The organism is Luteolibacter rhizosphaerae (assembly GCF_025950095.1).
GTDB lineage: Bacteria > Verrucomicrobiota > Verrucomicrobiia > Verrucomicrobiales > Akkermansiaceae > Haloferula > Haloferula rhizosphaerae.
The window spans coordinates 44,910-62,779 of sequence record NZ_JAPDDR010000014.1 but is presented as its reverse complement, the minus strand read 5'-3'; the positions used below and the strand labels follow the sequence as shown (position 1 = coordinate 62,779).

Here is a 17,870-nt window from a genome sequence, read left to right as displayed (position 1 = left end):
AATCCGTGGTCGATCTGCCGGAGCCTCGATGCGGACTCCGATTCAAGAACGAGTCCTGAACGGCATTGGCCTGAAGGCGGACGCAGCACCACCTCGTCCTACTACATCTATCGTAAAACCTCCCCGCCCCGGAGGAGCATCGGAAGAAACTAGTGATGGGTGATCCTCCCCTTTCTCCGCCCCGGAGGGGCATCGGAACTTAGCCGGTGCGCAAGCGCAGCGCAGCCACCGGTTAGATCAATCGAGTGATCAGCGTCCCGGAGGGCCGCCGGAAATCCCCGGTTCACCCCAAGCTTCCGCCTTTCCACTGATCACTGCTCACTGATCACTCGGCACCTACCTTCCTTGATGACTACCTCCCCCTCACTCCACCTCCAACGTATACATCTCCCGTCCCAGCGCCCGCGTGTAAGCCGTGAAGTGCAGCTTGCCCCCGATCATCTTGAAGCCCTCCGGATCCGAGCTCCAGTCCCCGGGATCCAGATCCGCCACCATCACCGTGCCGGCCTCCGTGCCATCGCTCTTCCATACCTCCATGCCATGGCCCGGAGAAGTGGCGGCGAAGTAAACCGTGCTCCCCACCGCGAAGAACCATGCCGGATCCGACCAGCCAATCCCCGGATTGATATCCTTCACCAACCGCGATCCCCCCGCCGTGCCATCCGTCGCCCACAACTCGTAGCCGCTATCGCCGCCCGCCGTGCCACGGCCCGCGTAGAACAACAGATCACCCGCCACCACCGAGCGCTCCGCCGAGATCGCATGATCCTGCGTCAGCCCCGTCATCAGCGGCTGGAGACTCCCGCCCGTGCCATCGCTGCGGTACCACTGGCGCGGATTCACACCCCGCTTCGCCACGAAGAACTGCTCCCCGTTGAGATCCACACTGCTGCCGGCCGACGCGCCCGGGAAGGACAGGTCCGGATTCGTGTAGCTTACTGTGCCCGCCTCCGTGCCATCGCTGGTCCAGAAGATCTGATGATAGGGCAGATTCGTCAGAAAGCTCAGCCGCGCACCGATCACCTTCAGATACACCCGCTCGCCGGAGTCCAAGTAAGCCTGCGGGATCGTCTTCACCTTCCGCGTGCCATCCGGCGTGCCATCGCTGCGCCACAGCACCAGCGTGTTCGTCGTCTCCTGCGCCATGAAGTAGGCATTCCCCTGGAACTCCACGATCTCATCCGGCAGCGGGCCCGGCTCGGTAAAGTCCCACGCGAGCACCTGCCTCGTCCCCTTCGGCGTGCCGTCCGTCACCCACAGTTTCGGCCGCTTCGGGTAATCCGACGCCGAGTAGTCCAGCACGCGGAAGAAGATCTTGTCCCCCACCCGCTTGAAGCTGCTCGGCTCCTGATACTGGCCGAACTTCGCCAAACGCTTCGCGCCCTTCCCCGTGCCATTCGTGATCCACAGCTCGCAGGGCAGCGTTTGGACGTTGTCCGCGAAGAGCACCTTGCCGTCCAACTCCGCCACCACATTGAAGTGATCCGTGCCCTTGGATCTCCACAGCGCACGGGCGCGGCCGGCAGGATCGATGCTCCACAGCTCCGGTCGATTGTCCGGCCAGACGATGCCCACGACACGGTTCCCCGATGCCGCGTAGGAAGCATTCCATGGCCACGCACTTTGGTTCCCCGCCACCTCCGGCGTGGTCAGGCGCATCAGGCCATTGCCCTTCACCTTCGTCGCCCACAAGGACCGCACCCCGACGACGAAGAGCTGGCCACCCGAGAACGCCGGTCGGCGATGGCTGAGGAAGAGATCCTCCACCTGGTTCGGGCCGTATACCTGCCGCAGTCCTTTCGTCGTGCCATCGGTCGACCACAGCACCGAATCCACCGTGTTCTTGGCGGCGTAGAAATAAAGTCGATCCCCGGTCGAAAACATCGACCGATAATCTTCGGGCGACCAGGCCCCGGGCATCGGCACCACGCGCGTGCCCGCGGCGGTGCCATTCGTGCGCCACAGCTTCGTCCCCGCCTCCGGGGAGACCGCGGTGAAATACAGCCAGCCCTTCAGCTCGGTAAAATTCCCGGTCGAGGAGAAATCGCGGTGCTTCCCCGCGGCCAGCGGAAGCACCTGCGTGCCCGCCGCCGTGCCATCGCTCACCCACAGTTCCCAGGTATCGCTCTCGGTATAGACCTGTGTCACGATCCGGTCGCCCCACGGAGCCAGTTGGCCGAACTGCTCCCAGGATTCCTGATCCACCCGCACCGCATCCGTGCCCTCCAGCGAGCAGACCCAGAGCTCGTTGCCCGAGTCCTTCTCCACGTTCAGGAAGATCTTCGAATCCGTGACCGTGAAGTCGTAGAGCGTCCCCCCGGTCAGCGTGTAGGCATCTACGAGGAAGATCGTACCATCCACCGTGCCATCGCTGCGCCACAGCATTCCCGCCCCGCCCATGAAGTAGCCCAGGCCGTCCTTCTCCCGGTAGGTTCCAAAGCCCGCTTGGAAGCCGATCTCCAGCATCGCCAGCTCGCGGGTCCCCTCCGTGGTGCCATCGCTGAACCACAGCTCGCCGGGCTTGGATGGAGTGGGCGGATGCAGGCGGAACAACACCCCACCCTCCACCGCGCCGATGATCCTGATCCGGCCCGGGCCGCCATCCACCTGCAGACCTGCCGCATCCAGAGCCAGCACCGTCCCGGCCTCCGTGCCATCCGTGAACCACAGCTTCGTCTGCGCGGACCCGGTGCCCGTGGTGAAGCTCACCCGCGATCCCGTCTGCACGCCATTCTCCAGCTTGGACCCGATCGCACCCGGCGTTATCACCTTCAGCAGCTTCGAGCCCTGCGGCGTGCCATCGCTGAACCACAGCTCCTGCCCCTCCGCCAGCGTCGATCGCGGGAAGACCACCCCGCCCGGCACCGGCAGCACCCATTCCATCTGAGTCGCCGCGTAGTAGACATCGCGGTTCAGGTCCGCCAGCAACTGCGGCTGCGGCGCATCCTGCGCGACAAGCGGGAAAATCGAAAAACCGCAGCAGAGCGCAGCCACGGAGGAGAGGAAGAAACGCGGGGGCAAGATCATGAAACCGGGGGAGAAGTCAGAGCCAAGTTATGCCCGCACGGAACCACGCCCGGCCCTCCCCACGCGAGGAAAATTCCAGCGCCCGACTTCGAGGGTAGCGGAAGGACTCTCGTGCGGTCTACGGCGGGCCGGCCAGGGTCTGGCGGAGTTGCTCGCGGCTCTCCTCGGGGAGGTTGATGCGCTCCATGATGATGTCGTAGCCGCTGCGGATTTCCTTGAAGGTCCCGGGATTCCCGAGCTGCGCTTGGTAGCGTTTCACGGAGGATTCCAGCGCGGCGAGCTGGCGGGCGGGATCGAGGGTGGCGAGCACGCGGGTGGAGAGGATGTCGCCGCTCCCGCTGACGAAAGGGATGGTGGCTTGCTCCGCGAGGGCGAAGCGATCTTCCTCCCGCGGCATGCCTTTGAGAAGCAGGTCCATGCGGGCGGCGGTGAAGCCGCGGGCCTGGAGCAAGCCGGCGGATGCCGCGCCACGCTCTTCATCCGGCAGGCTTGCGAGCTTCTCCGTGATGAAGGCGGTGGCGGCGGCATCGCCCTTCAGGCAGGCCATGCCCTCGTAGACGGCGCTGTAGAGGTGGCCATCCTCGGTGCCCTTGCCGCGCTCGGCGATCGAGCTGAAGGCCTTCTCCGGATCCCGCGCTGCCCACTGGATGAGGGCATGCCGGAGTCCCGACATGATTGTGGAGTCCTTCACGTAGCGGGTGAAGTCGAAGCCCTCCGCAAACTCCAGACCGCGGACTCCGAACATCGCGAGGCTCTCACCGATGACGGGATTCTTCTCCAGCGCGAGTATGCTGGCGGCGTCCGTGCCCGCGGCGGCGCTCCAGGCACTGGCGGCGATCTCCTTGCCCTTCTGGTCATTTGCCTTCTCCGTCAGCAGGGCGCTCCATGGCTCGAATTGCGTGGGGTCTGCCTTCGCCGCGGTGCGGGCCATTTTCTCCAGCAGGCCGCCCTGCTCTGGATCCTGATCGCGGGCCCAGGCGAGGGTACCCTCCGGATCTTGCTGATAGAGCAGTCGCGTCGCCGCGCCGCGCAGGGATTCGCTCATCATGATCTGGCCAAAGGATCGTCCATCGCCGCGGTTCATGGTGAGCAGGTAGTCTTTCAGCTCCGCGGCGCTCATGCTTTCCAGCGTGCGGCGGGCATCATCCGGTATGGAGCCCCACTCCTCGTAGTAGCGTTTCAGCGCGGCGAAGCGGCGGGTGGGGTCCGGACCGGTGCGGGTGCCGTCACCGCTGCGGGCGGATCCCGCAGAGGAGTCACCCGTGCCGCCATCGGCATGCGAGGAATCCGCGCCGGAATGGGCCGATGATGGCGGCGCGGAGGGCCGTGCGGTGCTCACGGCGAGCCAGCCGATCAGCGCACCGGCTAGGGCGGCAGCGGTGTTGCGAAGGGCGGGCGGTAGGGGCTTGGCGGGCAGGTCGTTCATCGCCGTGTCACTTCATGATCTCCTGGATGCGGGCTACGATCCGGTCGCTGCGCTCCGCATCCGCCCCCCAATCCGCGAGCGTCTTGCGGAAATTTTCCTCCTGCTTCGGATTCATTTTTCCACGCGGGAAGTAGGCCAAGGGCTTGGCCTCGAAGTTTTCTAACAGATCGAGCCGGTCCGCCGGTTCGCGATAGGTGGCGAGGTGCTTCACGGCCTCCGCCACGCCGAGGTCCCGCATGCCATCGAGCGCGAGGAGGTGCACCTGCTCCTTTTGCGAGGGATCTTGCAGACCCTCGGCGAGTGCGTGCAGCACCTCGGGGCGGATGGCGCAGTGACGCACCGCACTCTCTAACATCCTGTCGCGCTCCTCCGGTTCGCGGCCTTCGAGCCAGCCGGTGTAGAGATCCATCCGGGTCCGGAGCTCCTCCGCGGGCACCAGGCCTTGATCGAGGGCGATGAGGCTCCTGACGGGGTTATTCTTGCTCTCCTCCGCGAGCGCGGTGATCGCGGCGAAGGCGGCCTCGCGGTCCTGCTTCAGCCATGCCTCGGCAAAGAAGTATTTGCCTTTGTCCGCGGCGAGCTTTTGCCCTTCCTCGCTCGCAGCCAGTGCGGCGAAGTCGAAGTCCGCCGGGAGCGCCACGCCCTCGGGATGGACCGGCAGGCCGTTCGCTTGGGCGAGCGCGAGGCACGCGGTGAATTCCTTCACCCCGCGAGTGGCCGCGGAATTCAGCGCACGCAGCACGGTGCGATAAGACGAGGCGCCGCCGAGGCCGGAGAAGAGCTCCGGATGTGCCACCACGTAGGCGAGCGCTTCCTCCGCCCGATCCGGTGGCCAGTACTGGCTGACATAGACGGAGAGATCCCCGCGCACCGTTTGCGAAGGGATGGCTTCGAACCACTTCAGAGCGGACTCCATGTCGCGGCGCATCCACTCCCCGGTGAGCAGGCCGGCGAGGTAGATGCCGTCCTCGTTCTGGATCGCGCAGTCCGGGCTGGCGAGGAATTCCTCCAGCGCGCTGCGGATCTCCGCGGTGCTCCACCCGACGAGGCGCGGGGCGAGGGGATTGAGGGAGGAAGGATCCGCCGACTCGGCTTCCTTGGCAGCGGTGACGAGCTGGTTGAGGTCGTCCTTGCTCAGCTTGCGGGCGGGCTTCGCGCGGGGAGCGGGGCTGGCGCTTGCTTCCGCAGGAGCGGGTGGGGCTGCTTCGCGATGCAGTCCCCAGGCAGCCAAGGCCCCGGCGGCCAGGCTGGCGGTGAAGGTGAGGAGGGTGGCGCGCATGAGTCGGGCTTACTTTGTGGTAAAAAGTAAGCGTGGTTTTGTCAAAGGAACTCTCGGATCGCGCTACGGCAGGCGGGCCGGATCAGATAGATCAAATGATCAATCCCGGACGCAACGGACGGATTTTGCGTGAGAAACCGTACTATCGAAACGGAACGCTTTTGCCCTAAGTGGTTTTTCCCCGGGGCCACCATAACTGAAGTTCCATCCCCAAGCTTTACCCTCCTGAACGGAGGGTGTGGACGTCCACCAGAAGCCCATGACACCGCGGACCTCATAAGCATCGTTCCTACGAATCCCTGCCGGAAGCCCGTTGAACCCGCTGCTGTTGGTGCCGTTGCCGTTCTCGGTCCAGCCACTGGCGCTCTTCAGCGCTTCGCCCGCTTTGTCGGTGCCACCGAATCTGGCCACCAGCATCGACCACTCGCTATCCGTCGCAAGATGCCAACCGTCCGGGCATGCTTTCTTCGCTGCGTCCCAGGTGTAGAGCAGGCCAAGCTCGGTGCGGTTGCTCTCCTTATCATCATAGGCGTAGCTCCCCGGCACCTTGTAGTTCAGGTTTTGGGCCATCCAGGTGACCGTGGTGCCGGTCACCGGATCTTTATAGCTGACCGTCTTATACGTTTGCCCATCGCGCGAGTCGGTGAAGGTGCCGGTGGATTGGCCCATTCCAGCCTGTGTGAAGAACAAGGTGGCAAGTATGGTGAAGGGGCAATGTCTCATCACAATTGGTTCGGTTCGAACGCCTGATCCGCCGCCTGACGATCCAAGCTCAGCGGATGATACGAAAGGATACTGCAGGCAGGAACTCCAATCGGCGCGGCGCGGGACGGGGGGATTGAACAAGCCGGGGATCTGCGGGATTGCGGAATCGAGCTTGGCCTGTGCTATGTGGGGGGAACCCGCCCTGCCCTGTGACTCGCAAGCGCTTCGCCCTTTTCCTCGGTCTGCCGCTGATCCTAAGTCTCGGGGCCTTTGCCTGGCTGACGCGGAACTTCTGGGTGCCGGCGGATCCGCCGGAGCTCGGCGAGCTACCTGCGGAGTATCGGGAGGAGGCGCGGGAACTGGTGCGGGAGTATGGCCTGCTGCGGCCGAACCGGATGACGGCGGCGGCGCTGTGGAGGTGCCTGAGCAATCCCGCGAGCGATGAGCGGAAGCACCTGGGACCGCATGTCTACGCGATGATGAACGAGGTGCCGGAGGTGGGCGTGACCCGCCCGCGGCCGCGGGGGACCTTTTGGCCGGATGAGCGGCAGTTGATCTTCTATCAGGAAGCGCAGGGCTGCCGGGTGGGGGTGTTCGAGAGGAGGCGGCTGCTGGAGATGAAGGAGCTGGGGAAGAGGTGAGGGGCTAATCCATGCAGGATAATAGGCAATTCTACCGGTCTAGTGGTAATCGCACGGAGTGCTTCTTAAGGCTTTATAAATGCTGAGCTAGTTCTTAATGGTCGTGTTGCAGTAAGGATGTGTAAGTTGCCCATTATCCGGCGATCCTTTTCCTCCGTCCGACTTTCTTACCACATGATCTATCGAAATGCCGTTAAGATGGATAAGTCCTCCGCAAATCGAGCATCGTAATGGGTCCCTCAATGCGTCTCTAAGAAAGACTGCAGACTTAGATTCAGAATCAAAATCCTGCCTCCCTGAAAGTTGCGGCCGCTCAGCGGGCTGGAGGTAGGAAAAACGTGAGTCCAACGCCATCTCCTTTAGAATCGCACTCTCTTCATATCCGTTGATGAAGCGTTCAACGATCCAATAGAGAAGTTGATGAAGGCGTGCATAGCCTTTGGAGCCGCTTCCATATTTTACTGTGACCTGGTTTACTAGGATGCGGTGATCCAACAGGAAACTCTCAAATTTCCTCCGGATCCTTGTAAAGTCGCGGAAGAGATCCTTCTCCTCAAAAGTCTGCATTAGCGCGACCATGGCCATGAAGGCGGTGGGTTGATAGCGGCCTGTAGCACTGTAAAAATATACGGCGGGATGCAGACCGAGGGAAGATGCATGAACGCCCGATAGCCTATTGACGGTGCTCTGGCATTTCTTGAGGAAGCGCAAAGTCTCTTCTCCAGAATCATCCCGCTGCATCTTGGTCTCATTCTTGACCGCATTTACCAAGTTCACGAGTTCAAAGACCAGGGGCAGTGTTTTGGAAGAGTAACCTCGCCCCGCAACTGGAAGATCTAATGTCTTGATTGGGGTTCTAAAGGAAGGCGAGAATAGTAGTTCGTTTATGATTCTTGCCTTGGCTTCTACCTCTCGCCTCATTTCATCGGGAAACAGTGACCAATACTTATGGCCAGTCCCTGAACGAATGATTGCGCGGGCTGCCAACGCATTGGGCAGTCTTCGGCATTTCAACAATCTCAGTTCGGTCTTGTCGATTGGCGACGCTTGCTGATTGATCTTAAAGAATGACTCTTCTGCCTTGGTTGCGTCTCCTTTAACCCACTGAAGCTGAATCGCGAGGCTGCCAAGTCTCTTCGCTCGGGCGAGTAGTTCGGGTTTGACCTTCTCCGGGTTCTGGATTGCGAACTTATGATCAACGTACGAACCAATTCGCCTTTTGATAAGCCGTCTAGTGTGATCCGAGGCCGAAATTTGGTCGTCAGGTATTATGCCGTCGAAGAAATTTCGAGATGTTTTGCTATCTCCGTAGTCGTCATGGACCCATGCTATCACAGCGCTTAGGCGATGAGCGCCGTCGATCACGAAGATTTGGCTTCCAGCTTGCCAGAGGATCAGCGCGGGAATTAGGTCGCCCTCAAGAAAGCTTTCAACAAAGCCACAAATCTTTTCTGGCGACCAATCGCTTGTTTCCCGTTGGAAGTCGGGTTTCCGGACCACGGTGTAGAAAAAGTCGTCAGGTTCAAGATTTCGTATTTGGATTGTTGAAGCTTGAAGAGACTGCTCTCCAGTATTGTCGACATCGAAGTCTTCTCGCGGAATAAGAGCGTCGAGGTTTACCAAATGTGCCATGTGCTAAGAATGGGTAGTGTTGTAAGGAGATAATCTACAACTGTCGTCGTCTAGCAAGAATACCGTGAGAAAGGCCATCAGCTAAAGTGACGCTCTAAACCTGCCTCCCGCAGGTTCGGCTGACTCCGACGGGATGAGCAAAATGAGCACATTTCGCTTGCAGCCGGGCGGGCAAGCGGTAGAAAGCCCGCCCGCCTTTCTGCCAGAGGGAGGCGGCCCCGCAAGGGGAAGCAACCAATCATCGGGGTGTGGCGCAGTCTGGTAGCGCGCTTCGTTCGGGACGAAGAGGCCGTGGGTTCGAATCCCGCCACCCCGACCACTTTCCGTGGTCCTGATGATGCCCCGCGCCTACGTAGAGAGGCGTTCGCTCCATCCCAAGCCTATTAGGCGGGATGTGTATTCAGGGGAGATACGGTCCTTTCAGGTCCGTGGTGCAATCCGGTGTGAGTGCTTGAGCCCTCCGCCCCCGGGCTGTCGGCAGGTTTTTGCCGCTGTCCGGACCCTGCGCGGTCGTCCGATACGATCATGGGCGATTCGCGTGGTTTGCCGGCGGCTATCCGTCCGGCGGCGACCGGCAGGGTGTGTTGATCGGCAATCAAACCACGTAACCTGAAATGAACCGACGAAACACTAAATCGAACTCACCGCTTGAACAATCCATCGAACTGGCTGGCCGACTGGCTCCGGTGCTCGGACAAGAGCCGCGATCATCCAAGCCGCGCTTCCAGTTAAGCCGCAGCTTCTGCGAAGTCGCGATAGAGCACACGGAAAGTGCCAGGCTGCTCCTGATGCAAGGAAATGTCGGCTCCGCCACCGGGCTTCTCCGCTCGGGATTCGAAGCCGTGCTGCGAGCGGTGTGGATCCATTACCGTGTAGCAGAATCATCAGTCGCGAAGCTCGCGGAGCGACTGACTACGGAAGAGTCGGCACGGCATTCGGACAATCTGCCGATGATCAAAGAGATGTTGGACGACCTCGAGATGAGAAAAGGTGTGCCTATCCGGGTCCTTCGCTCCTTGCGCCGCTTCGGGCTGGACGTGTTGAAGGAGTCGAACTCTGCTGTCCATAGCGGTCCCCTCGCCATCTACCGTCATCGCTGCGGTTACCCGGATGAAATGAGGCAGCGATTGCTGTGCAGCTTGAACGACCTTCTTCTGGCGATCGCGAGAGTCCGGAACCTTCTCCGCGGAGCTGGTGGAAAGCGGAGCGGGCTGGATCTGATCGCGAGGGAGTTTGCGGACTGCCTGCCTCCGCTCGAGATGGGCGCGTAGGCGATAGGCAATAGGGAGACCCGAGGACTTTTGCAGGGGCAGTGTCTTCGGGTCTCTTCATTGGTGAGGAGCGGACTTTGATCCTGCGAGCCCGACCCACTGCGGATGCTTGTCCTTGCTCCGTTCTGCCGATGCCTGAGCAGTTGCCGGGTTGCGTTTGCGATAATCTGGGTTCCTATGGCACGTAGCAGTTCATGTGGCCCGCGCGGGCTGCATGCAGGCTTCACGGCAACGAACACCAAGCGGGATGAGAAACGTCACTCCGGGACATATCGACAAGGGCGAGGGCGAGGCGAGCGGCGGCAAGCGTTCGGCCTCGGGCACGATCGCGTCCTTGATGGACGACTTCATCCGCATCCCGGGGACGGATATCAGGATCGGGCTCGATCCGATTCTGGGACTCTTTCCCGGGCTGGGAGATACGGTGTCCTCGCTTGTCGGTCTGGCCATTGTCCACGAGGCGGGACGGAGGGGCGTCTCGCGGAAGGTGCTGATCGTAATGGCGCTCAATATCCTCGCGAATGCGGCGGTCGGGTCGCTCCCGGTGGTCGGGGACTTCTTCTCGGTTTGGTTCAAATCCAACCGCCGGAATCACGATCTGCTGCAGAAGGCTGTCTCCGCGGAGATGTCGCCGGCCAATCGCGAGAAGGCGGTCCGGCGTGCGGGCAGCTTTGCGATTATGCTGATCGCCGCGGTGATTCTCGGAGTCGTGCTGATCATCATCGGCTCGCTGGCGCTGCTGAAGCTGATCTTCGACTGGATGTCGGCCTGAGATCCCGCAATCTGCATGACTTTGGTCGCGAAATGCCGTTTCACGGATTTCACGGTGGGCTCCGCGCTTTCCCGGCTGAGCCGGTGAATCTTAGGTGGCAGCGGGCTTGGCGGGTTCTCTCCGCGGTGTGATCCCGGCCCGGCACAGGGGATGCGTGGCGATGGGAGGATGTGACAAGGCTGCGGCCTTGTTGAAGCCACCGAACAACCCATCACCATCATGAAACACACGATTGCCTCATTGCTCTTCGCGGCCTTCTCCCTCGCGCCTGTCATGGCACAGGAAACCGTCGTGGAGGAGGCCCGAAAGGTCGAAGTCCAGACCGACGAGGATGGTAACACAGTCCGCAAGGTGGAAACGGAACGCACTGTGGTGCCTGTGGTGCCGGTCGCTCCGGCTGCCGGTGCCACGTATGAGAAGTCGATCATGGGGCGGATCGCGTCATCGGCCTCCTACTCGAAATTCAAGACCGCGCTGGAGGCAGCCGGCTTGGACCAGACGCTGACGGGCACGGGTCCCTTCACCGTCTTCGTGCCGACCAACCGGGCCTTCGAGAAGATGAACAGCCAGTCCTTCGACGATCTGCTGAAGCCGGAGAACCGCTCGCTGCTGGTGAGTCTGCTCCAGCGCCACATCATCCCGCAGCAGGTCAAGGGCGAGGAATTCAAGACGGGAGAATACATGACCAGCGGTAGCGAGCTAATCCATGTGAAGGTGGAATCCGGGAAGATCACGATCGGGCAAGCCAGTGTGACCATGTCGAACGACATCGCGGGAAATGGCCTGATGCATGTGGTGGACGGTGTGATCACTGCCCCGGTAACGGCCCCGCGCTGATCCGGAGAAGGCCGGAAGGCTTGGCCTGAGATCCGAGCCGGTGAGCGGCTTCGTGCTGAAGGACACGGCACGAAGCCGCCGCCGTGTACGGCATTCGGGGAGGTCCAGCCGCCCCCGGAAAACGCATGAATTTTCCTGCAATTTGACAAACGCAATTCTGCGCTAATGTGCGGGGTGGCAACTCCTCTCAAATACGCCGACATGAACGAGCTGAAGTGGGCGATCAGCGAGCGAAAGCAGGTGCGTTTCATCTGCGCGGGCGTCGCCTATCAGGCGGAGGCGCACGGAATCTTCAATGACGCGCGGAGCAGGGCGTTCACGGTGAGCCTGTATATCCTGCAAGGTCCGGGCGAGGGCTCTTGGCGGGATATCCGCTACGCAAATTTGCGGGAGCTGGAGGTGATGAGGGATGGCTTCGCCACGCGGCATCGCTATCCCGCCTTGGGGTGCTGATCCCGGCGGGCGGAGTGTCCAGTTTAGTAGCGAGGTTAGGGCTATGAAGTCCCGAACAGGAGGCAGCCGCCCCGCTTCTACGTCGCTTCTAGTAACACGAAATCGCCCTGCAGTATGAGGACCGGGTCAGATCCTTCATCTACAGGGCGGCGTCCCGACCAGACAGCCAAGACCTATTACAGGTGCCTGCCGGGGAAACTCGGGAGGGTGAGCAAGCTTACTTCTTGGCAGGCTCGTTGTCCTCTTCCTTCGGAATGTTGATGTCCACAGTAGGGACTTCCATCTCGACCTTTTTCTTGCCGACCGTGACATCGGGACCGTCCACATCGTATTTGGGAAGCTTGGCTTCACCATCGACTTGGACCTTCACTTCGGGAAGTTCGCCATCTTGGGTTTTATCGACATCGCAAGCTGCCAGGCCGAGAGCGGCGATGGCGGCAACAGTGCTTCCGCTGAGGAGCTTGAAGAAGTTGGTTTTCATGGTGAGAACCATTGAGCAGAGGCTGTACCCGAGGGTGGAATGGCTCGTCTCGATCTCGTTTAAGTGCTAGTAAAACAAGGAGTTGTGTGAGTTGGCGGCATGGCGTGAGAGCTTGTGACTGAAGCCGGGCGAATGCATTATGCAGCTACCCTTGATTCAGATGCACGGAGCTGAAAGATGAACGGAGATTCGTGGGACGGAAAAAGAACGCGCCCTGAAGATCCGGTCTCGAAGGACACGATCCGCAGGGCGTGAATAAGCCGGGATGAGCTTGCCTCGCTCAGATGCCATCCTTGTCGGCATCGCCCGGGAGCTTGCGCTCGATGCGGTGCCAGCCGGAGCGAACGGCGTTCTTGGCAACCTGCCAATCGAGCTTCGACTTGCCCTTCCGCTCTTCCCAATCGGTGCGCAGGGAGTTCTCCGCGGTGTTGAAGTCCGTGCCGTAGCGCTTGGGTCCCTCCCAGCCGAGTTGATAGGCAGGCGCGTAGTCGTCTTCGTAGTTATCGGCAGCGTCGGCATACTCCTGGCGCGCGTGGGCCTCCCGCCAGTATTCGTCTTCCACAGTCGGGTTAACGGCTTCACCGCCCGCCTTGCCTGCCGCGGCGCCCGCGACACCACCGACGATAGCGCCGACAGCGGCCCCAACCGGACCCCCGATGGCACCGATCGCACCTCCTGCTGCAGCACCAGCCGCTGTTCCCACACCCACGCCCACGGGATGACTACCGGGCTCGCCGGTGATGGGGTCCTCGTTGCGGGCGTCCTTCAATTCTTCTTCCTTGGTTTTCATCGTTCGGTATCCCGGCGGGTTGAGCCGGGTGGCTCTCTTTCGCAGGGCGGATGCCAAGGGGGCGAGACGGGGAGCGAGTTGAATGAAACCATAATAATAGCACCAAAGACCGGAGTCCGATGGCGAACAGCGGGAGCGGCAATCGTGAGAAACGCGAGAGAGTATGAGGCAATGTGCCTAGCGGTCATGCAAGATGCTCGTGCCTGAGGCGGACAAATCTTCACGGATAGCCTGCGATGCAGCAGGGGCAAGCCCCCCAGCGGCGGGGCATTCCCGGCATGATGAATGCAAGGAGAGATGTCCGAGGCGAGAAGCCTACACAACCATGGCAAAACTATCATCCATTCAAGTACTACTGGTACAGGAGATCAAAGACCTGTATAGCGCGGAGACCCAACTCGTGAAGGCACTGCCCAAGATGGCGAAGGCGGCAAGCAACGAGGAGCTGGTCAAGGGCTTCAAATCCCACCTGGAAGAAACCAAGGGACAAGTCACGCGGCTCGAGAAAGCTGCGGAGATCCTCGGCGTTACGCCCAAGGGAAAGGTCTGCAAGGCCATGAAGGGCCTGGTGGAAGAGGGGGCGGAAGCGATCGAGGAGGAAGGAGACCCGAACGTGAAGGATCTGGCGCTGATCGGCGCCGCCCAGCGCGTGGAGCACTACGAGATCGCCGGCTACGGCACGGCGCGGGCTTTGGCCGAAGCGCTGCAGCTGGACGAGATCGTCAGCCTGCTCCAGGCGACCCTCGATGAGGAAAGCACCTGTGATACCACGCTCACGGATCTCGCGCAGACGATCATCGGCGAGATCGGGGAGCTGGTACCCGATGCCTGAATTTCCGTGGTATCCGGTGAGAAGGCCTTCATCGCTCCGGCGGTGAGGGCCTTTTTCATCGGTGGTATCGGGATCGACCTGTCGTGGCACAGGTCTTGCAAGGTGAGGAACGAATCCAAGAAAAACTACTATGTCCAACGTACCTGCCTACCCCAAGAGCCCGAATCTCGCTGAGACCGCACCGGAGCCAAACTCCGGTCCGCGCCTCCGCCCGATGCCGAAGCGCGAGCCCCTGAGTGCCCCGAGAAGTTCGCGCAGCGCCGCGATCAAGAAGGCCGGGTCTGAAACCGGGAGCGCCACCATCGCCCTAAGGCTCGTGGATCTGGTGAATGCGGCACCTGTCACCACGGTGCTGGCGGCAGCCGGTCTCGGACTCATCCTCGGTCGTCTCGCACGACGATGATGCCTGTAGGAACCAGGCCTGAATAACGCGGAGCTTATCCGTGGAAATTGCTGCAACTTTGCTGCCGCCGCGGACATCCTAACAGCGTCATGAGCGATCTTGCGACCGGGGACGCGTTGTTTAGGCCCTGGGGAGGGAATGGAATCGATGTCCCCGGTCGCAGCCTCTTGATCGCCGGGGTTGCCCTTCAGTGATGTCGAAGCGATCGTTTGCGATATGCCGGGCCCGTGCTACGATGCAGGGTGCGTACTCCCCATGATGAAGATGATGAGGAGACAGCGCAGGAGGATGAAGACCGGATTGAGCAGTCTGCCGGCGATGGATGGGGCGGGTTCGGAATGGTGGAGAGGTTGATGGTGGGCTGGGTGGCCTTAATCGCGCTCTTCGGGGCTGCCGCCGCGTTCATGGATATCTTCGATCTCTAGAACGGACGAGGCCGCGGCTTGCGCCGCGGCCTCCTGCAACCAAGCAGCCCGGAATGGTTTATTCCGAGACGATGTACTTGATCGAAGGCACGTGGACGGAGTCGACGATCTTGTAGCTCTTGTCGACGGCGACGACGTTACTACCCGCGATGTAGTACTTGGTCTCCGCGCGCGCGGTCGGAAGCATTTTCACCAATTCCGGCGGGGCGACGATGAGGTGGGGGCGCTCCTTCTCGGTCACGACGACACCCGGTGCGATGCGGGTGGTGCGCCAGCCGGAGGGGATGCCTTCCACGGAGATCTTGGTCACGACCGCCGGCGGCAGGCCGTAGCGCTCGGTCTTGTAGGTATCGAAGTACTTCACCACGCGTTTCTCGACCTCCGGCTCGAAGGTGCGGGTGGTGGTCTCGGTGGTCTCGGTCACGCTGCCGTCTTCGTGTTCGGTGGTTTCAGTGGTCTCCGTGGTTTCGGTGACCTGCGCGATGGAGGAGCAGGTGTAGAGGAGGGCGATGCCGCCCCATTTGAGGATGGATTTCATGGATTCGTTGATTGATGCGGTGCGCGACTTCCGTAGTGGAAGCTTGGCGCGGAGCTAGGCTTCGCATTGCCCATGCCATCGGGGTGAGCATGGCCCGGGAGCTTCCAGCGTATTGCCTGAGCTCGTGGCGGCTCGCGGCGCTTCATGCATTCCTCAGCGACAGGGAGGCAGAGTGCATGAGTTCGGAGTAGGCTTTTCCTCTCGAAGATCGAAGTATCAAGGATTCGGCGGCATGCTGTTATCCGGCACCGCAATTGCTAATTCGTCGCGGTTCAAGACGTCCGCTTTCTTCCCCCCCAGATACAAGCGGCGGGCTTGATGCAGTCTCCCTGCACCGGGCCCGCCGCCATGACCTGCGCGAACGTCTTGATCCGACAGAACCCAAAATCCGTGACCTGATGAGACCGGCCCTCTCCCCCCGAGGGTCGGTCTTTGATCGTTACGAGGGAAAGCAATGATGTGCACTATTACGGTTGCCCTTGACGGAGGGGACTCGGGAGCCGAACGAGTGGGCCGTGTCGTTGCCGATTTCGCCTCGTGAATGCAATTCCCCCGGGGATTGCAGGTTGGGGGATTGGGTGATTGTGAGGAGTGGCGGGCGGCCTCTGCTAAAAGGGGCAAGACCCGGCGAAGCGGGCCAGCTGATCATGCCCGATGGGGCTGTCTTCGAGGCGCGCGAGAAAGACCCGGAGGACGGGAAGCACAGTTCCCGCTGGGTGCGGGTGAGGTAATTTCCGGCTGAGCCTCAGCGCTCGAGCATGGCGCGATCTTCCGTGCTCAGCGTTTGAAGCCAGCGGGTGGCGCCCTCGGGATCGCGTTCTCTCCACATCACGCGGAGGATCTCCATGGCGGCCTGACGGCGACCGCGATCTTCGATACCAGCGGCGTAGGTCGCCGCCTTCGCATGGTCGCCGGTGGATGCGATTAGGCGGGTGCCCCGCTCGTGGATCTGATCCCGCAGCGGTCCGGCATCGAGCGTGTCCATCCAAGCGGTCATCTCTTCGCGGTCGAAATTGAAGCTCTGGTTGAGTGCCGGCCAGAAGCCCGCAGGGATGGCTTGGTCCGCCGGATGCCGTGACAGCCATTCCGGGAAGGCTGTCTCCGGATCATTCTGTGATGCGCCCTTCAGGATATCGCACTCAAGCTCGGCACGGCGGGCAGGCTCCAGTTCCATCGAGTCCACCCGGGCCTCGGCGGCATCGGCGTCGGTCTGGGACATGCGCGTGAGCAGATGGCTCTCCATGCGGAGCGCATCGTCAGGCCCCGTGGACTGGGCTGCCAGATCGCGGAGGCGGTTCTGCGTTTCCGGATCCTTGGAGGCATTCATGGCCAGTGCGCGGAGCGTGCCGCTCCGCTCGGCCGCGTCCATATAGGGGAGCTCCTGCTCCACGCGTGCCAGATCCGACTTGGCCAGATGCAGGAGCAAATTCACGCGCATCGAATGCCTCTGGTTTTCCGATGCCGCAGGTAGCGCGACGTCCCGCAGCCAGAGCAAGGCGGCATCGGCATCCTTTTGTCCCCATGCGATGAAAGCGGGAACGCAGTTGTCCATGTAGCGCGAGCGGGGACCCGAACCGAGCACCGCACCGGGTCCATCCTTCCGCGCCCAAGCGTCCAGAAGCTCCTGCTTGAGCAGACCATCCGAGAACAAGAGCCCGTGGTCCGCCTCCTTGAACCATGCTTCCAATTCGGAGACACTCAGGCTTTCCAGCACGCGGGAGGTCTCACGCATGAGTTCCCAATCCGCGACCGGGTCCGGCGAGCTGCGCCATCGATGAAGAAGCCGCTGCCGGATTCTCATGACCTGCTCCGTGCGGTCCCCTTGGACGGGGGCGACATCGGTCTGCCCATCGCGATCATTCCCGCTGAGCTTGCTCCACTCAAAGACCGCCGGCTGTGGCGACTTCCTCCCGGCACGACCGACGCCGTATGCAATGAGGCCGGCGAGGATGGCGAGGGCCAATGCCTGAGCCCAAGGCAGGCGGCGGGGCGCGGCGCTGTTAGCGGACTTCATCGGCAGCCCTCCGGATTTTCGCCGCAGAGGCGGCATCGACTTGATTCAGCCAAGCGCCTGCCGCCTCCGGCTGGTTCCGCTCCCAGAGCTGGTAGTGGCGGCGCAGGAGTTCGTCGCGCTGCTCGGCCACCTGCTTGCTCCAGGCATGGTCCATCGGGTTGTTCAGGGTGAGGGAGAGGGATTGTTTCACCGCGTGATATGTCAACCCGGCGGCATCCGCGATCTCGGCGGGGTGGCGGGGATTCTGGTGGGGCCGTCGGTTCGGGTGCGGAGCCCGATTGACTCTGCCTGGGATTTCCATCAGCTAGTGGGATGAATCGAAGGGACGGTTATTGCGTCCCATG

General features: G+C 61.6%; 18 protein-coding genes and 1 tRNA gene. 9 read left to right on the top strand and 10 right to left on the bottom strand.

The annotated features are described in order from the left end of the window. Positions 1–363: 363 nt before the first annotated feature. The 4 genes from OJ996_RS22245 to OJ996_RS22230 form a co-directional block, all read right to left on the bottom strand. On the bottom strand, positions 364–3,027 hold the full coding sequence (locus tag OJ996_RS22245; protein ID WP_264515900.1) for a hypothetical protein: 2,664 nt from the start codon (positions 3,025–3,027) through the stop codon (positions 364–366). Between the two features lie 118 nt (positions 3,028–3,145). Continuing rightward, a complete protein-coding gene (locus OJ996_RS22240) occupies positions 3,146–4,453 on the bottom strand; it encodes a hypothetical protein (protein ID WP_264515899.1) in 1,308 nt (435 codons plus the stop codon). 7 nt (positions 4,454–4,460) lie between these two features. Beyond that, positions 4,461–5,732, bottom strand: coding sequence for a hypothetical protein (locus tag OJ996_RS22235; protein WP_264515898.1), 1,272 nt, complete (start codon positions 5,730–5,732; stop codon positions 4,461–4,463). Positions 5,733–5,831: 99 nt separating this feature from the next. Continuing rightward, a complete protein-coding gene (locus OJ996_RS22230; protein ID WP_264515897.1) occupies positions 5,832–6,455 on the bottom strand; it encodes an FISUMP domain-containing protein in 624 nt (207 codons plus the stop codon). A gap of 191 nt (positions 6,456–6,646) precedes the next feature. On the opposite strand from OJ996_RS22230, the gene OJ996_RS22225 reads away from it, so the two are divergent. Then, positions 6,647–7,078: a hypothetical protein gene (locus tag OJ996_RS22225; protein WP_264515896.1), complete on the top strand. Its 432-nt coding sequence runs from the start codon at positions 6,647–6,649 to the stop codon at positions 7,076–7,078. An 87-nt stretch (positions 7,079–7,165) separates the two neighbouring features. Here the strand turns inward: OJ996_RS22225 and OJ996_RS22220 are convergent, their stop codons facing one another. After that, on the bottom strand, positions 7,166–8,710 hold the full coding sequence (locus tag OJ996_RS22220; protein ID WP_264515895.1) for an HNH endonuclease family protein: 1,545 nt from the start codon (positions 8,708–8,710) through the stop codon (positions 7,166–7,168). Positions 8,711–8,952: 242 nt separating this feature from the next. Between OJ996_RS22220 and OJ996_RS22215 the strand changes: the two genes are divergently transcribed. The 5 genes from OJ996_RS22215 to OJ996_RS22195 all read left to right on the top strand — a co-directional run bounded on the left by OJ996_RS22215 (position 8,953) and on the right by OJ996_RS22195 (position 12,043). After that, positions 8,953–9,029 (top strand) — tRNA-Pro (locus OJ996_RS22215). 295 nt (positions 9,030–9,324) lie between these two features. Beyond that, positions 9,325–9,981 (top strand): DUF6988 family protein, encoded by a 657-nt coding sequence (locus tag OJ996_RS22210; RefSeq protein ID WP_264515894.1) that lies wholly within the window; start codon positions 9,325–9,327, stop codon positions 9,979–9,981. A 247-nt stretch (positions 9,982–10,228) separates the two neighbouring features. Beyond that, on the top strand, positions 10,229–10,753 hold the full coding sequence (locus OJ996_RS22205; protein WP_264515893.1) for a DUF4112 domain-containing protein: 525 nt from the start codon (positions 10,229–10,231) through the stop codon (positions 10,751–10,753). 219 nt (positions 10,754–10,972) lie between these two features. After that, on the top strand, positions 10,973–11,590 hold the full coding sequence (locus OJ996_RS22200) for a fasciclin domain-containing protein (protein WP_264515892.1): 618 nt from the start codon (positions 10,973–10,975) through the stop codon (positions 11,588–11,590). Between the two features lie 174 nt (positions 11,591–11,764). Continuing rightward, the gene (locus tag OJ996_RS22195; RefSeq protein WP_264515891.1) at positions 11,765–12,043 is read left to right on the top strand and encodes a hypothetical protein; all 279 of its coding nucleotides are present in this window, start codon (positions 11,765–11,767) and stop codon (positions 12,041–12,043) included. Between the two features lie 217 nt (positions 12,044–12,260). Here the strand turns inward: OJ996_RS22195 and OJ996_RS22190 are convergent, their stop codons facing one another. Both OJ996_RS22190 and OJ996_RS22185 read right to left on the bottom strand, forming a co-directional pair. Then, complete coding sequence (locus tag OJ996_RS22190) at positions 12,261–12,524, bottom strand: hypothetical protein (protein ID WP_264515890.1); 264 nt, start codon at positions 12,522–12,524, stop codon at positions 12,261–12,263. 280 nt (positions 12,525–12,804) lie between these two features. Then, on the bottom strand, positions 12,805–13,314 hold the full coding sequence (locus OJ996_RS22185; RefSeq protein WP_264515889.1) for a hypothetical protein: 510 nt from the start codon (positions 13,312–13,314) through the stop codon (positions 12,805–12,807). A gap of 325 nt (positions 13,315–13,639) precedes the next feature. On the opposite strand from OJ996_RS22185, the gene OJ996_RS22180 reads away from it, so the two are divergent. The 3 genes from OJ996_RS22180 (at position 13,640) to OJ996_RS22170 (ending at position 14,974) form a co-directional block, all read left to right on the top strand. Next, positions 13,640–14,146 (top strand): ferritin-like domain-containing protein, encoded by a 507-nt coding sequence (locus OJ996_RS22180; protein ID WP_264515888.1) that lies wholly within the window; start codon positions 13,640–13,642, stop codon positions 14,144–14,146. Positions 14,147–14,276: 130 nt separating this feature from the next. Beyond that, a complete protein-coding gene (locus tag OJ996_RS22175) occupies positions 14,277–14,549 on the top strand; it encodes a hypothetical protein (RefSeq protein ID WP_264515887.1) in 273 nt (90 codons plus the stop codon). Positions 14,550–14,791: 242 nt separating this feature from the next. Continuing rightward, on the top strand, positions 14,792–14,974 hold the full coding sequence (locus OJ996_RS22170; protein ID WP_264515886.1) for a hypothetical protein: 183 nt from the start codon (positions 14,792–14,794) through the stop codon (positions 14,972–14,974). Between the two features lie 58 nt (positions 14,975–15,032). On the opposite strand, the gene OJ996_RS22165 is transcribed toward OJ996_RS22170, so the two are convergent. The 3 genes from OJ996_RS22165 to OJ996_RS22155 all read right to left on the bottom strand — a co-directional run bounded on the left by OJ996_RS22165 (position 15,033) and on the right by OJ996_RS22155 (position 17,716). Then, a complete protein-coding gene (locus OJ996_RS22165) occupies positions 15,033–15,512 on the bottom strand; it encodes a hypothetical protein (protein WP_264515885.1) in 480 nt (159 codons plus the stop codon). A gap of 745 nt (positions 15,513–16,257) precedes the next feature. Further along, entirely contained in the window at positions 16,258–17,526 is a 1,269-nt protein-coding gene (locus tag OJ996_RS22160; RefSeq protein ID WP_264515884.1) for a hypothetical protein, read from the bottom strand. Beyond that, the gene (locus OJ996_RS22155) at positions 17,513–17,716 is read right to left on the bottom strand and encodes a hypothetical protein (protein ID WP_264515883.1); all 204 of its coding nucleotides are present in this window, start codon (positions 17,714–17,716) and stop codon (positions 17,513–17,515) included. The genes OJ996_RS22160 and OJ996_RS22155 overlap by 14 nt, the downstream gene beginning before the upstream one ends. Positions 17,717–17,870 lie beyond the last annotated feature (154 nt).

Coding starts and splice junctions, on each gene's coding strand:
- OJ996_RS22245 (WP_264515900.1), bottom strand. CDS start 3,027: ATGATCTTGCCCCCGCGTTTCTTCCTCTCCTCCGTGGCTGCGCTCTGC.
- OJ996_RS22240 (WP_264515899.1), bottom strand. CDS start 4,453: ATGAACGACCTGCCCGCCAAGCCCCTACCGCCCGCCCTTCGCAACACC.
- OJ996_RS22235 (WP_264515898.1), bottom strand. CDS start 5,732: ATGCGCGCCACCCTCCTCACCTTCACCGCCAGCCTGGCCGCCGGGGCC.
- OJ996_RS22230 (WP_264515897.1), bottom strand. CDS start 6,455: ATGAGACATTGCCCCTTCACCATACTTGCCACCTTGTTCTTCACACAG.
- OJ996_RS22220 (WP_264515895.1), bottom strand. CDS start 8,710: ATGGCACATTTGGTAAACCTCGACGCTCTTATTCCGCGAGAAGACTTC.
- OJ996_RS22210 (WP_264515894.1), top strand. CDS start 9,325: ATGAACCGACGAAACACTAAATCGAACTCACCGCTTGAACAATCCATC.
- OJ996_RS22205 (WP_264515893.1), top strand. CDS start 10,229: ATGAGAAACGTCACTCCGGGACATATCGACAAGGGCGAGGGCGAGGCG.
- OJ996_RS22200 (WP_264515892.1), top strand. CDS start 10,973: ATGAAACACACGATTGCCTCATTGCTCTTCGCGGCCTTCTCCCTCGCG.
- OJ996_RS22190 (WP_264515890.1), bottom strand. CDS start 12,524: ATGAAAACCAACTTCTTCAAGCTCCTCAGCGGAAGCACTGTTGCCGCC.
- OJ996_RS22185 (WP_264515889.1), bottom strand. CDS start 13,314: ATGAAAACCAAGGAAGAAGAATTGAAGGACGCCCGCAACGAGGACCCC.
- OJ996_RS22180 (WP_264515888.1), top strand. CDS start 13,640: ATGGCAAAACTATCATCCATTCAAGTACTACTGGTACAGGAGATCAAA.
- OJ996_RS22175 (WP_264515887.1), top strand. CDS start 14,277: ATGTCCAACGTACCTGCCTACCCCAAGAGCCCGAATCTCGCTGAGACC.
- OJ996_RS22165 (WP_264515885.1), bottom strand. CDS start 15,512: ATGAAATCCATCCTCAAATGGGGCGGCATCGCCCTCCTCTACACCTGC.
- OJ996_RS22160 (WP_264515884.1), bottom strand. CDS start 17,526: ATGAAGTCCGCTAACAGCGCCGCGCCCCGCCGCCTGCCTTGGGCTCAG.